The sequence below is a fragment of the Pseudomonas sp. MDT1-17 genome (genome assembly GCF_054898105.1).
In genome coordinates this window covers 61928-78420 of record NZ_JBUBVM010000002.1, presented here as the reverse complement: position 1 = coordinate 78420, position 16493 = coordinate 61928, and the positions used below count along the sequence as shown (strand labels likewise).

The window sequence follows — 16493 nt, the reverse complement described above, 5'->3', positions numbered from 1 at the left end:
GGCTCCTAGCGCATGACGGGCATAATGGGTTGCCCCATTGGGGACGGCAGACCGGGCGTCATTTGAAACGGCTGTGAAGACGAATCCACTCCCTGCGTTTGCTGCATCAGCTGGATCGTCTTGCCATCTTTGATGAGCGCAGCCTTGCCGACACCGACAGAGGAAACGCGGAACCCACCTGGAAGGATGTCACCGGCTCGTGCTTCGACCTGGCTTCCGCTGGTGTACACAAACGTTCCGTAGAGATTCAGATCACTGCCAATCACGCCACTCAATCTCGGTACGGAACTGCCCGTGCCCGTAACCGGTGCCGCCGCCGATGCGCCGGTAGCGCCTTCATAGCTTTGGGCGTCCTGTTTAGATTTGTCGCGCTTGGCTTTGAGTTCGTAAAACATCTGCTGCGCCTGCATGGTCGACAGATCGCCAAAAGTGGGAACGTACTCGTCAGCCATCAAAGGCGCTGCAAACAGCAGGCTCAACGCGACGAAAACCAGGCTGTTATTTTTTTGCATACAGTGCTCCTTTGATGGTCCAAAGCAGCTGAGCTGCTTCACGGCTAATCACGATTTCGGTCACCCGCACTCCCCGACCTGGCAGACCCTGAACAAGAATTTCGGGTGGGATGCGCGACTCAATAGTGAAAGAGAACTCGATCCAGTCAGGTAGTGGCGGTGGGGGCGGCGCTTGAGCTGGATCGGCGCCAGGCAGCGCCTCTGGTGCTGCTGGAGGTACGTACTTGACCTCCGCGAGCTCCGGCTTGATCAGCACTTGCTGGAAATGGCTGTTGAACAACGCCAATGCCGTATCCAGATCAGTGAGTTCCTCGTCCCCCGCCAATTGCATTTCCAACGGTTGATTCAGCGACGCAGCATCACCTCCGTTGGTGAATGCCGGTGCAAGTTCGAACAAGGGTTTGGCGGCTTGGATGAATTGGTTGACAGTCGCTGATCCCGCTCGCGCGTAGGTGACGGCGTACAGATCGGATTTACAGTTCGCCGAGACCGCTGGCCAGCCAGCCAGCGAAAGAGGTTTAGAGTTCGCGACCTTCAGGCAGGCAATGACAAAATCGCCTACACCTGACTGTGTAGACCAGGGGTGCTTCAATGCCGGCGCAGCCTGAGCAGCGCGAGTCTTCGCGTTCAATTCCGCAAGGCGTGCGGCTTCGATTTGAGCGGCATGGATACGTGCAGCTTTCGCTTGGCGCTCTGATTCAAGATGCCATTGCCATCCAGCCACAATGAGTGCCAGTAGAACGGCTACCGCAACACCGGTGACAATCCACTCCTTCTTTGTCAGGCCAAACGTGAGCGGCTTCAGGGTGTAGGACTTGTTGAGGTTCGAGGGCTTCAGGAGCTCCTCGATATCCATTACTTCGCCACCGAAGTTCATTTCTTCAGGCGCGTAGATTTTTTTGTACTGCGTAGTTCCACGACCAAACAGCCGGCTCAACTGCTTTTTGATCGTTTCCAGATCACCGATTTTGTCGGCACCAGGAACGACGGCGCCGCCGTCTACGGCGACTACCGCGTACTGGCCGTCCGGGAGCTTGAACGCGCCAATCCACGTATCGCCCAGCTGCCCAGCCAAGGCCGCCGCGAGGCTATACATGCCCTTATAGACGCCGTCTGCTTTGCTGACGAAACCGGCCTGCTTGACCTCGACGGTGTCCCGTATGGCAACAATGTCCAAGCCTTCGCGCTTGCCAATTTCCTTGGCTTCTTTCATGTAGCCGCGGGGCTGAGTAAGCGCTTGCCAGAACAGGCCCGATACAAACTTTTGCCCGTTGATCGTAGTCACCGAAGCTGGCGGACGGCTGCGTGGTTCGGTCGCAGCTCGTTGATTGATGGTCGCCATCTATCAGCCCTTCACGATCGGAGTGATCATCACGACGATCACGTCGCGGACGGTAGTGCGGTTAACGCCGCCACCCAGGAGGAAGTTCCAGCTTTCACCGACACCGGCTTTCGTGCCTTGCTCGGAGGTCTGGTCGAAACCGGATAGAACCAGCGTTTCACCAGACTTCAATCGCACTGTCTGATTGAAGATACGGTTGTCGATTTCTGGCACTTGAATCCTGTTGTCGCCACTAGACTCCGCGCGCAGACGAATGAGTGTGCTGATGTTCATGAAGAACTGCAGACGCATCTGGTTATCAGACTCGACGAAGGGCAACAGGCTCATGTTGAAACCAGAAGTCACGGTGCCCGGTGTGAGCGAGGTGGACGAGCCGACTTGAGCAGTGTTGGTGGTCTGGATCGACGCCAGGTAGCCAGTTTGGCGAGCAACCTGGACCGGGACCGGTTGGAGGTTGAGAGTGGTAACGGACGGCGAGGTAATTACAGACACCCTGCCCTGCTGCGAAAGCGCTTTGATAACAGCGTTGGAGCCTGCGAACGAACCATCGAGAATGCCGACAGCACCACTAACGGAGTTGGTCGCAGCATCCTGGAAGGTGTTCTTCAGGTTGAAGTTCCAGTTCGCGGCTTTGTAAACGAGGTTCCAGTCAATGCCGGCGGAGTCCTGGTCGTTCAGTGTCACGGAGTACACTTTGATGTTGAGCAGAACCTGCTTGGAGAGGTTTGCGTTTTCTGCTGCGACGTAGGATCCGACCTGGTCAAGAACGTCAGGCCGATCAGTCACGGTGATCATGCCGGTCGATCGGGAGAACGACATGCGCCCGACATTGCTGAGCATCGTTTTTACGTTCTTCTCGATATCATCGGTGATCGAAGTTTTCAGACTCAAGGTTGTAGCTTGGCTGCTACCTGAGTAGCCGGAAATGCCTGAGGTGCCACCCGAACCCGAGCCGCTGCCGCTGCCGCCTGTACCAGCTGATGCAGTAGTACCCGACTGAACGGTCGACTGCATGTCGGTGCTTGAGGCAAACACGTAGAAGTTGTAGGTCCGGGTATCGAGATAGAAGACCGTGATCGAACGGTCATGCGAGTTGTACTTCCAGGACAGTCCCAGTTGGGTCGTGGCAACGTCCAATAAGCCAGAGAGATCGCCGGTGTAATTCAGATTCCGGAGTTGGGTGTCGCGGCCACGGTAGGATGAACCTGAGCCGCCGCTGGCCGAACGATTAGCCGAGCCCCCTGGAAACAAACCGGAAATATCGTTAGCAGACATTGGTGCTGGACCAGGCCCACCGGATTGCCCTTGAGATTGCGGAGCGCCTCCGTCCATCACATCCGAAGTTACGCGCACTGGAAGACCGCAACTTTTGGTGATCGCTCTCGCGAGCGCCATGATGTCGCCTTCCTGGGTATAGGTGATCTTGCAATCGCTATTGGTCGGAATGCCTGGCTTTACCTGCAGCGGCTTGAGATTTACCAGGGGCTCATCCTGGAACGCTGAAGGTTGCCGCCCCAGTTTTTTGGGGTCGCGCATAGAGGCAACAAGATCGGATGCTTCTTCGGCCTGTGCGTCGACGCGATCGACGGTTTTGTGAACCCGCAACACTTCGCAGCCAGATATAAGGCCAAAAGCCAGTAAAGCGACAGTCAGCCTGCCTACGTATCTGATTTTCATGCAGACTTCCTCGGGTTGTTGGAATTGGTGACTTCGATGACTCTGATGAACTTCTGCTGCCGAGAGCCTTTCGGTAGCAATGGACGTTCTGCGTTTTGGTAGTACGAGAAAATCTTGAGTACGGCGTCCTCTATGGAACCTTCGATACGCAGGTATGGGACTTCGTAGTTGAGATCGTCTGGCACCCACTCCACGGTCCATCCAGCGGTTTTTGCCCACTGCTCAACTGTCGCGCGCAGCGTGGAACCGTCTTTGGCTTCCCATACAGGGAGTGGCTTCTTGGCGGGGACTGCCGCAGCGACGGGCTTGGCTGGAGTAGCGGCTACAACAGAAGCCGGCGTAGCAGATGCAGGAAGTGCAGTGGTAGTCGTCGACACCGCCAGTACCGGTGCGATTGGAGCGGACTTAGCCTGGCCAGCTACCAACGACTGGGCCGTCGCGCCGACTGGGGGGGTTGCCGGGGAGACAACCGGGGTCGCTGCACGCACTGGTGTTACGTCGATAGGTGCTCGTGCTGTTGTCGGCATCGCTGCAGGTGTTGTAGAAGCAGCGGTAACCGGTGCGGCGACAGTCGCCGAAGCGATTTTCGATGATGTATCGGCAACAGTGATTTTCTGCGCAGGCGGTACCGCCGTGGCTACCGCGCTTTGCGCCGGAACGGCGACAGTCGATTTCGCTGGAACGGGGACTGGTGGTGGTGGCAAGGCCCCAACTTTGATCGTCGGACGCCACCGTGCTGCGTCCACCTGGAACTCGGCCTTCCCTACGAGCCGACGCATTTTGTCGCCAAGAGTCAGCTGACCACCGTCGCCGGTGACAGTTTGCTGGGACTCAGCAACTTGGCTCTGCCCCACCATGCCCTGCTGAAGCAACGTTGAGTAAAGCAGCATGCCTTTATAGTCACGGGTCAGTCGATTGAAGTTAGCGTCCAAGATTGCCAATGCCTGATCTGCACCCTCCTGCCAGCCCTGCTTTACAGCTTCCTGCCAAATCTTCATTTCTGCTGAGTCGACCGGGCGCGCTTCCATTACAGGCAAATCGATATTCGTCTGCGTTGGCAAGCCAACCAGCAAATAGTCGCGCCATGTTGGAGGGACACTTACAAAACGCTCATCTCGCTCTTTCTTGTAGACGCGATTCGCGGTGCGGATCTGGTCGGGGGTAAACGCTGCAACATCACGCGATTCGACAATCACAGGTGGAAGCATCCCGCTAGGGCTCACCAGGGAGCCAAACTCATACTGAACATCGAGAGCCCGCTCACGAAGGCGCAGACCACTGATCAGGTCTTGCGCACGCGCTGCGAGACCACCGCGAAAGCCAACGGTACGCCCGCCGTCAGCGAGCAGTTGAGCGCGCAAGCTGTTTACGCCGGTGCTCGCTTCTGAGGTTGGATTCATGAGCGAATCCAGTGAAAGAGTCGATCCACCGCTACCAAGTCGCGGATCTGTGCTCATGCTTCTGGCATCTGCCACTGCATAGGAATGCCAAGTCGCTTGAGCCAAGATGATTGCGATTGCAATGCGTTTCATCACGTCTCCCTTTACGGCGTTGGCCGGCTATAGCGGAGAACGAGACTGGTAGTTCCTCTGTCGATAGACGCTCGATAGCCGATCTGTGCGCTCACCTGAGTAAGCACCGCATCGAAAGGCATATCCTTGACGTCCATGTTCAATGGAAGGGGCAGTCGTAACCCGACAGTTGAAAAAGAAAACCCTCTGTCTTGCGCAAGGGTTTGGAGAAGAAGGTAGGCATCACCTTTCCAGGTGAAGGTGATCGGCTGCTGCCCGCTGAAAATGCGAGCTGCCGATGGGTTTGCAGGTTTGCTGAGTGCGCCTGCCTGATAAAGATCGGCTTGTGCAGCCTGGATCGTCCGGGCGGAATCCAGGATTAGTCGATCGATCTCGGTTTGAGCATCAGCGGGGTTCGGCTTCGTCGCACAACCAGCCAGGCCGGTTGTGAGAAGAAGAACCCCAACAGAGAAACGCCACGAATCCATAAAGACCCCCAAATTTTGTATTAAGGGTACTATACGGAATGAGGTCGCGCAATTCCAGTTTTAAGATGGTCTATGTCCCTTCCCGCCTCCTTTACGCTCAGAAGCCCTGTATTCAGCCTCGTAAGCTTTTCGAGCGGCTTCCTGCACTGCATTATTCAGCGTCACGGATATTTTGTATTCTGTCATTACTTCAACGGCGATCTTCTTAAATTCGTCCGTCCCAGTGAGCTCGAATCGTCCCCCATACTTTTCTTTGGCAAATACCAAAGCAGCAGCGATAACAGCACGCTCAGTGTCAGCGCCTGGCAACAGATGGATCGAGCGCCCCTGGTCAATGAACTGATCCTGGCCACGATCATTCTGGTAATGAACGCTTCCGCTCCGGCGCACCTTGAAGGTCATGCCAACGACGTTCGTTTTCGCAACAGGATCAGCTTCACTATCGTGTCGCAACCCGTTACGCCGATCGTCTTTATCAGCGTCTTGGATTTCCTTCTGCTTGCGTTTTTCGGAGTAAGCCCAGCCACGCACCTGACTGATCGCGGCGTCGTCACCGGCCGCTGCTTGTTCCTCAACCCACTCCTTGAAGGTCCGACTCTTGTTGTGTGGATCTTGGCGAAGTTCGTCTCGCTCTCGCTGAATTTCGGCCTTCAAGCGCTCCCGATCTCGTAGGGTTTCGAAGGCGATGACGCTGTACATCGCTTTTTTTGCCGCGGCGCTGCCTTTCGATGCCTTGACCCTTGATCGCTGATCGCGCGCTTGCTCGGCTATTTCCGCATAACGGCGCTTGACGTCAGCCGGGTTCAGACGCTTCGTGACAAAGCTCTTTTTATAGGCCTGGTAGCGATCGCGCAGAGCTCTGCGTGCGTCAGCTCTTGCCTGCCGGCGATCCTCACGAAGTTTAGGGTCGCGCTTTAACGGTTTGTGTTTGTCGTATGTTGTCGAGGGTTCTACCTCGACAGGACGCGGCTCCTGGAAGTCACCAAGGCGTTTTACCAGGCGGGACTTTGAGAGGTCTTCGTGGAGGTCGCTGGCCTTGATCGGAGTGGTTGCGTCCGAGCCCTGGTCATAGATGGCCAACCCCTGCCCTTTCTCGCGTAACTCAAGATTGAATTTGGCGAGCAAGTGGTGAATGGCTTGCCAGGTAAGTGTCTCCCGCTTCAGCGCGGCTGCGATGGCTTTTCGAGGTTCATTTCGGACGTAAGTGAAGAAGCTCTCGCTGCCGTCGTATCGCTCCATCTCCGAAGCCTTACTTGGTCGCTTCCCTTTTGAATCAGGCGACTTGCTCGTCCAGTCGATGACCTTCTTTCCGTTACGCTCAAATATAGAGAAAACACCCTCGACTTCCTGCCAGCCATTGGCAAGTTCAAGTTCACGCATTGCACGATCGAGCTTGTAGTAGTCGCGATCTGGGTAGACCGCCTTGAACGTCTCCGGGTTAACCCGATTTACAGCAATGTGAACGTGCGCGTTGTCGGTGTCGCGGTGCACGGCAAAGACATATTGGTGATCGCTCATGCCAACAGCTTTCAGCGCGTAGTGCGCACTCTCGAAGGCCTCCTGATCAGTAGGGTTTTCACCCGGAGCCCAGGAAAGCACTACGTGATAAACCGGGTCTTTGACGCGGGCATTCTGAGCGGCGACCGCCGCCATTTCAGCACTGGCGCTTTCAAGCGTTAGGCAGTTGTGTTGGCACACCACTCCCGAGCTCGTGACTACCTCCTGTGGCCCACCCATCAGTTGGAGCAGCGCTAGTTTTTCGTCTGCATCAACGTCTCTTGCATTACGTCGATTCCGTCGTTCAGCGGCGTCAGTAGCAACCGCAAGGTAGGTTCGACGGGCTCTGGCTCTTTCTTGAAAGTCTCTATCAGCTTCAGGAGCTTGTCCGAGATAGCGACCTGCTGCTCTAAGATTTGCGCGAGTGCGGGCAATACTTCGTTGATGTTCACGCCCATCTATTTCACCTTCAATTGGGTTGTCAACGTTTCGGTCAGATCGGTCATGCTTTCCTGCATCGGAGTGAGCAGGCCTTCCAACACTTCCAAGAAGGATTCTGATGGCGTCTCCATCAATGACATCAACTCGTCCAGCTGCGCGCAGATGGTCGCCTGCTGTAGCGAGATTGATTCCAATAACCCTAAGAACGTCGAGGTGTCTTCTTCGGTCGCTTGTATTGAGCTCATCGGTAAGTTTCTCCTGGTCTTCATCCCTGTTCGTCATGTACTCAACCAGATCCTTAAAGGATGAGTCTCCGTCTTCACGCTTATCCGGGATCTTGGCGATCATGATTTCTCCTCGATACGCCTGATCGCCGCTTGGATCTCCACGAGCACCGCTGCGTACTCCTTCGAGAAGACACCGCCACCTTCTTTGAAGAGGTGCTTCTGAAGCCCGCCGAGTTTTCGTAGCTCGTTAATGATGTGCTTGTCGACCTTGCTTTTAGTCTTGCGCGCAAGCGCTGCGCTGAGCATGAACTGACCAATGCTCATTCCGCAATCTTCGGCCTTTTCACGCACCGTCTTCTCTTCTTCCTCAAAGCAGCGCACGGGCGGTAACCGGCCTGTGCGTCTTCGCTGCTCGCTGTCACTCATATTAGGTCCTGAAATGTTTTGGGGTCTCGGGGCTTGCCCTGAGCAGGGGAGGTAGGCTGCGCAGAGGGAGTGGAACGACTGGAGCGCTGCCGATTGTAGGATCGCCATTTATTGCGGGAGTACAAACCCTACCTTGTCCCAGATTCTAAGAGCTATTGTGTTCAACTATATAGCGCAGTAGTTGACGCAGCAACGACAAAAGCTAGAATGCGGAAAAGCATAATTAGCAGGTGACAGAATGAAGATTGCGATCGAGACGATCGAAAACCTGCAAGAAAGCTTGAAAAGCCTTCCTGCGGTTGAAGTCAAAAAGCGTGAGGTAAGCAAACCAGAAGCTGTAGAGCTGCTTGCAGCTCAGGTAACCGAGCTGCAAGATAAGGGCTATACCATCGAGATGATTGCCGAGATATTTACCAAGCATGGCTTGGAAATAAAGCCGCAAACCTTGAAAAGCTATCTCACGAGGGCGAGGGGTTCGAAGGGTCCGAAGAAACGCGCTTCCAAAGCACGTACGAAGCCGCTCACAAAACCGATTGACGGAAGCGGAAAAAAAGCATCCGATGAAGCAGGAAAAAAGCAAACCGATAAAGATTCTGTAGCAGGCAAAACAGCATCAGTTGCTGATCAAAAAAGTACAACGCCTGTTGTGGAACCTACTGGCAGCAAAACGATTCCTAAAGAACCCGTTAAAAGCGGAACATTTCAACCACGCGATGACAGTCGAGAGATTTAGGTAAAGCACATGAATGAGCCAATTTTTGTATCTGGTGGTAGCAAAGGCGGTGTCGGTAAATCGATGATTACCATCGCACTTATCGATACCGCTTTGCACGAAAGAAAGAAGGTAATTCTGATTGAATCGGATACCTCTAATCCGGACGTTTACAAAATGTACAAAGACGAGATTGAAACTCACCTGATTGATCTCGACGTTGCAAACGGCTGGATCGATATGGTCAACCTCTGCGATGCAAATAAGGATGCAATCGTCATCATCAACACCGCTGCACGTAACAACAAAGGTGTTAGCGCATATGGGAGCACGTTGAATTCAACTCTTGAAGAGTTGAACAGGAAGCTGGTGACGTTCTGGGTAATCAATCGTCAACGAGATAGCCTGGAATTGCTGAAAGACTATATGGACGCAATTCCTGACTCAGTCGTGAACGTAGTCCGCAACAGCTATTTCGGTGACGAAGGCAAATTTGAGCTCTACAACGGCTCAAAATTGCGGGAGTCGGTTGAAGCTGCCGGAGGCAACTCGATTACCTTTCCAGACCTCGCAGATCGCGTCAGCGATGATTTGTACAGCAAGCGCTTGTCGATAGAGGCAGCTATGAAAGAGTTGCCGATCGGCAACAGGGCTGAGCTGACTCGCTGGAGAAATGAATACAAGAAAACACTCGGGGAGTTGATCAATGTCTGACCTCGATTCTGCCTTCGCCAAGTTGCTAGGTCGGCAACCGTCAGAGAAGGAAATCGAGGCGATGTATCGTGTAAAAAACGCGCTCAACATTCGAGACAACGATTCGCTCTGGCTCATACTGATGACGCTGCAGTCCTATGACACGCTGTTTAGCAAGTATCCAGGGATGATCTCCAAGCATGCTGGGCAAGTCATGGAGGACATTCGCAGGACAGCTGCAGATGTTGCGGATGTTGAAACCAAAAAGGCACTTGGAACACTGTCGGAAGCGGTAGCTCGAACCAGTGAAGCAGTCGCGGTGAAGGCCGTGGCTGCGTCCAGATATCAGTTCATTGGTATCACCATGCTTGCCCTGGTGGCATTTGGCGCTCTATGCACGTTTGTGGGATTCGTCCTGGGCACTGGCCGGATGCCTTTTTGGGCAGTTATCAACCCAGGTCAGCATCCCTTGGCGATTATTCTTTCTACGATTGCAAGAACGCCGGCCGGATGGATCGCAGCAATTTGTGGCTGTGCTGCGGTTGCATCATCCATATGGACGGCGAGACATGAAATTCGCCAAGGAAAGAGGATTGGGCTTGTTGTTGCGGGTATCAGTCTCCTAGGCCTTTCGGCTGCATTTGTACTTCCATTCGTATAACCCTCAATGGACCTGGGCGCGTTTTAACGTTCCAGGCCATTGATGTCCGAACTTGACCGCTAAAGCCATCCGATGAACTGATTCCAGACTTATCCGTGTCAGGACTGGTCATTTCTGGTCGACACTGTCCGGCCGGCTATCGGGCGCCGTCCCGGATAAGTCGCTGCATACGGTGCAGGTGGCCACCGCCGGGTGGCCGTGCCCAGCCCTACGTTTTCCCGCGGCTGATCGCGCACCTGGTGCACGTCGGTCGACGTGCCCGGGCCAGCTCCTGGTCAGCTACTCGATGCCGGCGGCGCCGGTGATTGCTGCAGGTCATCACGATCGAGGCTGGTGCCGATCGGCATGGCGCGGCCGACGGTCGCCGGTGAAGCACATTCAGGAGGGGGTGAGGAGTTGGCAGCAGATCCGCGCTCGATCGGCGTGGCGGGTTTAAGCGACGTCCCAGGCCAGGCGCTGTATGCGGCGCCAGTGGCCAGCACCAAAAGGTCGTGCCCTGCCCTGTTCTTTTCCGCAACTGATCGCGCACCTGGTGCACACAAGTGGACGCGCCCAGGTTCCTTTCAGTGAGACGAGTTGCGCGTGGATTGTTTAACGCTGTAATCGGCCAGACGCTCGATCGCCTGGGCTAGCTCGGTACTCGAGCCGCCGGCCTCCAAGGCCTCATCACAGATCAAGAATGCCCACACATCATATTTAACCACGCGCCGGCCACGATCCGTCGCCAGGCGGACTAGTCGCTTATAGGCGGCACGCAACACCGGGGCGTGCGTCTTGATTGCCGTAACGGCCAACGACAGGCGCGCCTTGTCCGGGTGCATGGCGACCAGTTCCGGCGGCAGGTTGATGTCTTCAGCCATGGCGAGGTTCCTTTCTACTCAGTTCGTGACTTGTGAAGCTGCGGCCTGCTTGCGCGCTTCGCGCACCAGGTCCAGCAGCGTAAAGACCTCGGCGTCCGGGTCGGCTTCGCTGGCCGACACTTTCTCAAGGTGGATCTTCAGGTCGTTTAACTGGCCCGCCGTCAGGTGAAGGGGGTAGCGCGGTTCGGTCAATGGTTCGTTCATGGCCGGGATCCTTTCAATGGGTAAAGTTTACCTAAATCAAAACAAAGCTTTTCTTTGACTCAGTAGCCACAGCTTCAACTGCATGAGCATACATACTCGGGTGCTGTTTATCGAAAGCAGGCATGTGCTCAGTTTCCACCCATTGCCCTCGAATTGTACCTTTTGCCAACCATGCAGGCTTGCTACCAGCAGGTTGAGTCCAGCTTGTAGCACCGATGCCGTGTGCGGCAATCTGCTTCGCAGTAACGAATCCCTGACTGCGCATCAACGCGATCACCTTCAAAGCTGCCTCCTTCCATGGGGTCAGCCGTACTGGGGCCGGTACTCCAGCAGGAAGATCGGTAACAAGTGCGGGTACCCAGCAGCGCTCGGCCGGCGACCAGTCGAATAGACGCTCCCTGCCGAACAGAGTATCTCCAGTTTCGTCGATAAGGAGCGAATGTCGCAGGTCGAACGTGTGTTCGTAGCCTGTGCGCTCCCAATTCTGCCTAGGGCTCATTACTTTCACGCCTAGGCGATGCAACATTTTGGCTATAACAGCGCTTGCATCAGTAATTCTACTGACAATTACCAACCGATGATCCGGACCAGGTCTTCCATAGTAGTCATCGCCATTGCCTGGCAGGATCTGGTCAGCGACTTTCGCGTTCAGCGTCAGCTTCGCTTCCACGCCGATCTGGCGGCCATCCTGGTGGACAACCAGAACATCAAAGCCTGCTGCCTCCGGATAACACGTCCAACCTTCAACTTTGTTGAACTCGCGAATGAACAAGTCGCAAAGGTCTGATTCTTTCCTGATTGGCTCGGGGACATCCTTAGGAGGAGTTTCAAAGTTGGCCGCCTGAGCGATGCGATCTTGCAGTTCCTGCTTGAGAATGGTTGCCATAAATCCGCCTCATTGAGCGAACTCAGAAATCCGAGTCCTGGTACTACCGAAGCCCCGAAAGACGGGGCTCGGCGGTGGATCTGGGCCTCAAAGCCACATTGCGAACTGTCCACTGGCTTCGGGGTAGCTGGCTAGTTTGGCGCCACGGGCCGTCAGCTCCATACGCAAGGTGTCTTCAGCACCTTCATCGTTGAGATCCATGTAGTAATAATCGTCGACCAAACCACCAATTTCGTAAGGCGACAAACCGCACTCGACCGCTTCACCCAGTAGGCGTGAACACAGCCGGTCATACTTGGCAGAAACAGCCATCTTTGGATGGTCGATAGCGTTATTAGCCATGAAAAACGCATAGGCAAACCCTTCGGGGGTGACGCTACGCGCGTTTTTGGTCGCCAGGCTGCTACCGCCGTACATGCGGTGCATTTTCGAGCCTTCAGTGGGCTCTACTGGCGCAACGGGTAAGTCAGCATTGAAACGTCCCCAGATAAGGGTCTTTTTCGTGTACGTATCACCAACGTGATAGGGGTCGAATGCCAGTCTCCATTGTGGAAGGCCCCCAAGCTTCTCAATACGTCCGACCGGATTTTCAATTGCCCAAATGGAGGGTTTGAAATACTCAATTGCACGCAGCGTTTGGTGAACCAATTGTACTGACGCAACGGTACGTCCATCGGTATCTTTGGCGGCGAAGTGGCGAGCCCCGGACACTGCAAAATCGGTGCATGGGCATGCAGCCAGAATCGCGTAAATGTCCAAACCATTGAAATCACCGAACCAATCACCAAAAAATTCGGCGCCGAACAGATTGACATCGCCAGTTTCGGGATTGTCTTGGATGTCGAAGCGGTACACCTGATACCCCGCTTCCTCCCATGGGCGGGACCAAGCGCCTGTTTTGTCGAAAAAGGACAGCACCACTTTGTCGGAATTGTTTCGCTGGTCCCCTTGCGTCGCCGCTCGGGCCTTCCAACCATCGATACGATCGCGGGCTTCTGCCGGTGTCATCCAACCATGGGCCTTGTGATAAACCGATGCCTTGTCCTTGAGACGAATTACTTCGCAAGCTTGTGGCGAGTCAAACAGATGGTGCGTGCGTTCTTCAGCAGAATTCATGCAACGCTTCGCCTCTGCAAAAGCAGCGACAATTTCTGCCAACTCGCGATCATCCACTCCAACAGCTGCGTGCTCTGGCGCGTTGCTCCTCACTTGGGACTTTAATGCTGAATTGTTCAATTGATCTTCCGAATTAGATTGTTAATTCTGTATAATAGCCATAATACAGAATTATGAAACAATTATATACGTACTTACGCACATACGTAAGCTGCTATTTACAGGCATTCAATGCTCGTCAGGCACGAGTCCGTACTCAATGGCTGCTCTAGCGCCTGCATACGGTTTTCCTGCTTTTGCCTGGTCAAGGGTCTGCCCGCAAGCCGCACGCGGCGCGCAGCCTGCTTGCAGGCGAGCACCGAACGTGTGCGGACAGAAGCGCAGCGCTCCCTTCCTGAAGGGAAGGGCGGGGGGGGTTGGGTATGGTCGCCGTCGGCGGCCGGTGTTGGCCGTCATCCACAAATCCACGGGCTGAGTTAGGGGATGGGTCAGGAATCCCCGTGCAGGTGGTGGGGTTCGTGGGTGAGAGGTGCTCGAGGAGGCCCGCCGGCGCCGGTGGCCACCACCAGGTGGCTGTGCCCTGCCCTGCTGTTCCCCGCGGCTGATCGCGCACCAGGTGCGCCGATCGGCGCTGGCCAACTCCTGCAGTTGCTCGACGAACTCGTTGCCGGCGGCGCCGGCATCACCTGCAGGTGATCGTGCTCGAAGCCGGCGCCGATTGGCGCGGCATGAGCGATTGGCACAGCAGATCCAGGAGGGGGTGAGGGGTTGGTCAGCAGATCCGCGCAAGGCCGGAGTGGTGGGGTTAAAGTGACGTCCTGAGCAAGACTCTGCAAAAGACGCATCGTTTTAAACAGCAACCCACCAATTTGGGTAGCCGCCTGGGTCAGCCCCGCTCAATGGCGAGACTTGGGACGTACCTAGGCGGTCTTTCCGTGATTACTGGATGGGTTCGTCCGGCCTGGAGTTTTCAGCGGTCCAGCGGAACTCGGCTCTCAGACGCAGAGCGTCGGCTTCATCCAAGTTGATGAGCTTCTCATTGAGCATTTCATCAACCTCGTCCATCAGTTGAATGTTCCAGTTTTCAAGATCGTCAGCCGCAACAGACTTGCTACACAGCAGTTCCCACGCAGCCAAACGCTGCTGTTTACGGGAACTGGTGGCTGGGTCGACCACAACCCAGCACTTGGCGCCGTTGTAGTCATCACCACCCTCGGCGATGAAGACGTGGCCAGCCTCGTCAACGGCATAAGCTCCCGGGCGTTCGTGAATCGCATCCCGCAAGCTGTTTTTCCATCCATACACTTCACCCTGCCAAACCAACACCACACCGCCACGGCGATCCTGGTTGGCTGCACGCCACTTAGCGACCGCCTCGATAAGCTGACTCATGATCGTTTTCCTGCTCGATCCAGAGGGCAGAAAGTGACCCTCTCCTACGGGCTTAGCCCGCGACAATGGCGGGCTTGTGGGTGCAGCTGATTTTCCTACTTTCGTTCAGTGTTGCGTTGAACCTGCCAGACAGCACCGGCTTCAAACGCTTTGATAGCGGAGTGGCCGAAGTAAAAGGGTGCGTTGGTTTTGTCTTCGTGCCCATCAGCCTCCAGATGCCCATCCACCAAGTACGCTAACCCTGCGGTATAACGCTCACCGTCGAAAACTGCGTTGCTCGCAGTATTAGGGGTAGATTCCATTAGCAGCAGCGCAGCGGCTTTGAGTGCTTGTTCAATCGGCGGCAGCGAGGCAACGGCCGAATCGAGTTGGACGCGCTCAAGGGCGTCGGATAACAGGTTCTGTGGACTCATCATCTTTTCCCGGATCAATCGCGGTCGATCAAATAGCGCTCTTGGTTGAGCGTATGTTGCTTGCCCAGCTCGTCCATTTCCCGCCAATACTCTGTCCGGCCGTCAGGGTGATCGTCGGGCGACGACGCTGCCAGCTCGTCCAGATTGGCCTTGTTCTCAACCGCCCAGCGGCGGCGCTGCTCGATCATTTCGCGGCAGACTTCCATAAACACCGGGTCCCCCTCGCCACGGATCGCATACGACTGGGCCATTTCCAGGAAAGCCCGGCGGTGCTCCTGGTCGAGGTTGGTCAGGCGGTCGCCACGGAACTGCCAAGTGTTGCCGTTCCAGCAGGACAGCACGAACGATTGCAGGGTCTGCGCCGCCGAATAGTCGTGCTGGAGCAGCACGGCGCGATGGCGTTGGAACGGGGATTCGGCCTTGTCGGTCATGGGATTTTCCTTTCCAGCAATAGATGTTGTGGTCGATCAGCTGGTCAGCGGCACCAGATGTTGTGTTGCCGCCCCCTCTACGACCTCAGCCCCACACTTGGCGGGGCATCGGTGACGCTGGGTGGCTAGCAATCGCTGCACAGAAACAGGCGTTCTTTGCGGCTGCGCGGGTCATGCGCGTGCGGGCCACAGTTCATGGTGCAAGTTTTCGTCGCCGGGTCAAACTTGTCCAATGCGGCTGGATCGGCACGCGGCCATTCAATCGGAGCTGATGCCGCTGGCCGGCTCGGTTTCTCTTTCCGCGCTTTTGTGTTCATGGCTTCTTTTCCTTCCTACTTCGACTCTGCGGCTCTTGCTGCTTTTGCAGCAGGGAAGCAATCGCCATTCAGCGTGGCGCCTTTTGGGATAAATGCTTTGCCCTCTGTTTGATTCTGTTCGCGGATTGCTTCGTTATTCCGTTAACTGTGGTTGTTGGCAGCCGACTCACTGAATCGGCTCTCGACAATCACTGATCGAACCCGAAGTGAGCCGAAAGGATGCTGCGCATTTGCTGATACGCCTGCGGGCTGCTGGTCGCCATCCGTGCGAGGCCAGTACCCAGTCCCGCTGCTGGAAACACGACAGTCCTGGTACGCGCAAGCACGTAGAGTTCGCGCAACGCTTGCAGCACTGCCTGCAACTCGTCAGGCCGATCAGAGAAGAAGGCCGATGACGCCATAGACGGTGCCCGCTTGGTAGGAATGCCGAAAGCATTCGGCTCGCCTCGCACGGCTGCTTGGCCGGCAGTACCACGGCGCAAAAGGTTGTCGCCGAAGACGTAGATTTTGTCCGGATTACTCCGCAGAAGCTCCACGCTCAGATGCGCTTCAACCATTGCTTTGCTAGATGCTTGAGCCGGATTTTGATTTGCTTGAGAGTGATTCAAATCGGATTCCCCCGAGGTAGTTACCATTGCTTCGCTGAGTGCCTTTCGCCGTAGCACGCCGGTTGACTGGCCGGGAAAG

General features: G+C 55.5%; 17 protein-coding genes and 1 pseudogene. 3 read left to right on the top strand and 15 right to left on the bottom strand.

Features of this window, described 5'->3' with window-relative positions; genetic code table 11:
• Positions 1-5: 5 nt before the first annotated feature.
• The 7 genes from pilP to mobA are packed head-to-tail and all read right to left on the bottom strand — an operon-like array spanning position 6 to position 8121.
• Complete coding sequence (gene pilP, locus ACYZTX_RS29990) at positions 6-512, bottom strand: type IV pilus biogenesis protein PilP (RefSeq protein WP_462037227.1); 507 nt, start codon at positions 510-512, stop codon at positions 6-8.
• Complete coding sequence (pilO2, locus tag ACYZTX_RS29985) at positions 499-1854, bottom strand: type 4b pilus protein PilO2 (RefSeq protein ID WP_462037226.1); 1356 nt, start codon at positions 1852-1854, stop codon at positions 499-501. Before pilO2 ends, pilP begins: the two co-directional genes overlap by 14 nt.
• Positions 1855-1857: 3 nt before the next feature.
• Entirely contained in the window at positions 1858-3531 is a 1674-nt protein-coding gene (pilN, locus tag ACYZTX_RS29980; protein WP_462037225.1) for a PilN family type IVB pilus formation outer membrane protein, read from the bottom strand.
• On the bottom strand, positions 3528-5063 hold the full coding sequence (locus ACYZTX_RS29975; protein WP_462037224.1) for a type IV secretory system conjugative DNA transfer family protein: 1536 nt from the start codon (positions 5061-5063) through the stop codon (positions 3528-3530). Before ACYZTX_RS29975 ends, pilN begins: the two co-directional genes overlap by 4 nt.
• 11 nt (positions 5064-5074) lie before the next feature.
• Positions 5075-5530 (bottom strand): DotD/TraH family lipoprotein, encoded by a 456-nt coding sequence (locus ACYZTX_RS29970; RefSeq protein WP_462037223.1) that lies wholly within the window; start codon positions 5528-5530, stop codon positions 5075-5077.
• A 60-nt stretch (positions 5531-5590) separates the two neighbouring features.
• Positions 5591-7816: a TraI/MobA(P) family conjugative relaxase gene (traI, locus tag ACYZTX_RS29965; RefSeq protein ID WP_462037222.1), complete on the bottom strand. Its 2226-nt coding sequence runs from the start codon at positions 7814-7816 to the stop codon at positions 5591-5593.
• The gene (gene mobA / locus ACYZTX_RS29960) at positions 7813-8121 is read right to left on the bottom strand and encodes a plasmid mobilization protein MobA (protein ID WP_462037221.1); all 309 of its coding nucleotides are present in this window, start codon (positions 8119-8121) and stop codon (positions 7813-7815) included. Before mobA ends, traI begins: the two co-directional genes overlap by 4 nt.
• Positions 8122-8359: 238 nt before the next feature.
• Between mobA and ACYZTX_RS29955 the strand changes: the two genes are divergently transcribed.
• From ACYZTX_RS29955 to ACYZTX_RS29945, 3 genes are read left to right on the top strand one after another with little or no spacing between them, the layout of a single operon-like run.
• Positions 8360-8854 (top strand): hypothetical protein, encoded by a 495-nt coding sequence (locus tag ACYZTX_RS29955; RefSeq protein WP_462037220.1) that lies wholly within the window; start codon positions 8360-8362, stop codon positions 8852-8854.
• Between the two features lie 9 nt (positions 8855-8863).
• Positions 8864-9547 (top strand): nucleotide-binding protein, encoded by a 684-nt coding sequence (locus tag ACYZTX_RS29950; protein ID WP_462037219.1) that lies wholly within the window; start codon positions 8864-8866, stop codon positions 9545-9547.
• Positions 9540-10187 carry a hypothetical protein gene (locus ACYZTX_RS29945; protein ID WP_462037218.1) on the top strand — a complete coding sequence of 216 codons (648 nt, stop codon included), beginning with the start codon at positions 9540-9542 and terminating at the stop codon, positions 10185-10187. The genes ACYZTX_RS29950 and ACYZTX_RS29945 overlap by 8 nt, the downstream gene beginning before the upstream one ends.
• A 563-nt stretch (positions 10188-10750) precedes the next feature.
• On the opposite strand, the gene ACYZTX_RS29940 is transcribed toward ACYZTX_RS29945, so the two are convergent.
• The 8 genes and pseudogenes from ACYZTX_RS29940 to ACYZTX_RS29905 form a co-directional block, all read right to left on the bottom strand.
• The gene (locus ACYZTX_RS29940) at positions 10751-11047 is read right to left on the bottom strand and encodes a hypothetical protein (protein WP_462037217.1); all 297 of its coding nucleotides are present in this window, start codon (positions 11045-11047) and stop codon (positions 10751-10753) included.
• 18 nt (positions 11048-11065) lie between these two features.
• Positions 11066-11251: a hypothetical protein gene (locus ACYZTX_RS29935; protein ID WP_462037216.1), complete on the bottom strand. Its 186-nt coding sequence runs from the start codon at positions 11249-11251 to the stop codon at positions 11066-11068.
• Positions 11252-11282: 31 nt separating this feature from the next.
• Entirely contained in the window at positions 11283-12137 is an 855-nt protein-coding gene (locus tag ACYZTX_RS29930; protein ID WP_462037215.1) for a hypothetical protein, read from the bottom strand.
• Between the two features lie 87 nt (positions 12138-12224).
• On the bottom strand, positions 12225-13373 hold the full coding sequence (locus ACYZTX_RS29925; RefSeq protein ID WP_462037214.1) for a DNA cytosine methyltransferase: 1149 nt from the start codon (positions 13371-13373) through the stop codon (positions 12225-12227).
• A 1044-nt stretch (positions 13374-14417) separates the two neighbouring features.
• Positions 14418-14645, bottom strand: a pseudogene (locus tag ACYZTX_RS29920) (antirestriction protein ArdR); the annotation flags it as partial.
• 95 nt (positions 14646-14740) lie between these two features.
• Positions 14741-15058, bottom strand: coding sequence for a hypothetical protein (locus ACYZTX_RS29915; protein ID WP_462037213.1), 318 nt, complete (start codon positions 15056-15058; stop codon positions 14741-14743).
• A 14-nt stretch (positions 15059-15072) separates the two neighbouring features.
• On the bottom strand, positions 15073-15489 hold the full coding sequence (locus ACYZTX_RS29910; protein WP_462037212.1) for a hypothetical protein: 417 nt from the start codon (positions 15487-15489) through the stop codon (positions 15073-15075).
• 505 nt (positions 15490-15994) lie between these two features.
• Positions 15995-16414, bottom strand: coding sequence for a DUF7831 domain-containing protein (locus tag ACYZTX_RS29905; protein ID WP_462037211.1), 420 nt, complete (start codon positions 16412-16414; stop codon positions 15995-15997).
• Positions 16415-16493: the final 79 nt, after the last annotated feature.

What these genes read in the sequence shown, in the direction of transcription:
- ACYZTX_RS29935 (WP_462037216.1), bottom strand. Translation starts at nt 11,251, where the DNA reads ATGAACGAACCATTGACCGAACCGCGCTACCCCCTTCACCTGACGGCG.
- ACYZTX_RS29915 (WP_462037213.1), bottom strand. Translation starts at nt 15,058, where the DNA reads ATGAGTCCACAGAACCTGTTATCCGACGCCCTTGAGCGCGTCCAACTC.
- ACYZTX_RS29910 (WP_462037212.1), bottom strand. Translation starts at nt 15,489, where the DNA reads ATGACCGACAAGGCCGAATCCCCGTTCCAACGCCATCGCGCCGTGCTG.
- ACYZTX_RS29930 (WP_462037215.1), bottom strand. Translation starts at nt 12,137, where the DNA reads ATGGCAACCATTCTCAAGCAGGAACTGCAAGATCGCATCGCTCAGGCG.
- pilN (WP_462037225.1), bottom strand. Translation starts at nt 3,531, where the DNA reads ATGAAAATCAGATACGTAGGCAGGCTGACTGTCGCTTTACTGGCTTTT.
- pilP (WP_462037227.1), bottom strand. Translation starts at nt 512, where the DNA reads ATGCAAAAAAATAACAGCCTGGTTTTCGTCGCGTTGAGCCTGCTGTTT.
- ACYZTX_RS29940 (WP_462037217.1), bottom strand. Translation starts at nt 11,047, where the DNA reads ATGGCTGAAGACATCAACCTGCCGCCGGAACTGGTCGCCATGCACCCG.
- traI (WP_462037222.1), bottom strand. Translation starts at nt 7,816, where the DNA reads ATGATCGCCAAGATCCCGGATAAGCGTGAAGACGGAGACTCATCCTTT.
- ACYZTX_RS29950 (WP_462037219.1), top strand. Translation starts at nt 8,864, where the DNA reads ATGAATGAGCCAATTTTTGTATCTGGTGGTAGCAAAGGCGGTGTCGGT.
- ACYZTX_RS29970 (WP_462037223.1), bottom strand. Translation starts at nt 5,530, where the DNA reads ATGGATTCGTGGCGTTTCTCTGTTGGGGTTCTTCTTCTCACAACCGGC.
- ACYZTX_RS29945 (WP_462037218.1), top strand. Translation starts at nt 9,540, where the DNA reads ATGTCTGACCTCGATTCTGCCTTCGCCAAGTTGCTAGGTCGGCAACCG.
- ACYZTX_RS29975 (WP_462037224.1), bottom strand. Translation starts at nt 5,063, where the DNA reads ATGAAACGCATTGCAATCGCAATCATCTTGGCTCAAGCGACTTGGCAT.
- mobA (WP_462037221.1), bottom strand. Translation starts at nt 8,121, where the DNA reads ATGAGTGACAGCGAGCAGCGAAGACGCACAGGCCGGTTACCGCCCGTG.
- ACYZTX_RS29955 (WP_462037220.1), top strand. Translation starts at nt 8,360, where the DNA reads ATGAAGATTGCGATCGAGACGATCGAAAACCTGCAAGAAAGCTTGAAA.
- pilO2 (WP_462037226.1), bottom strand. Translation starts at nt 1,854, where the DNA reads ATGGCGACCATCAATCAACGAGCTGCGACCGAACCACGCAGCCGTCCG.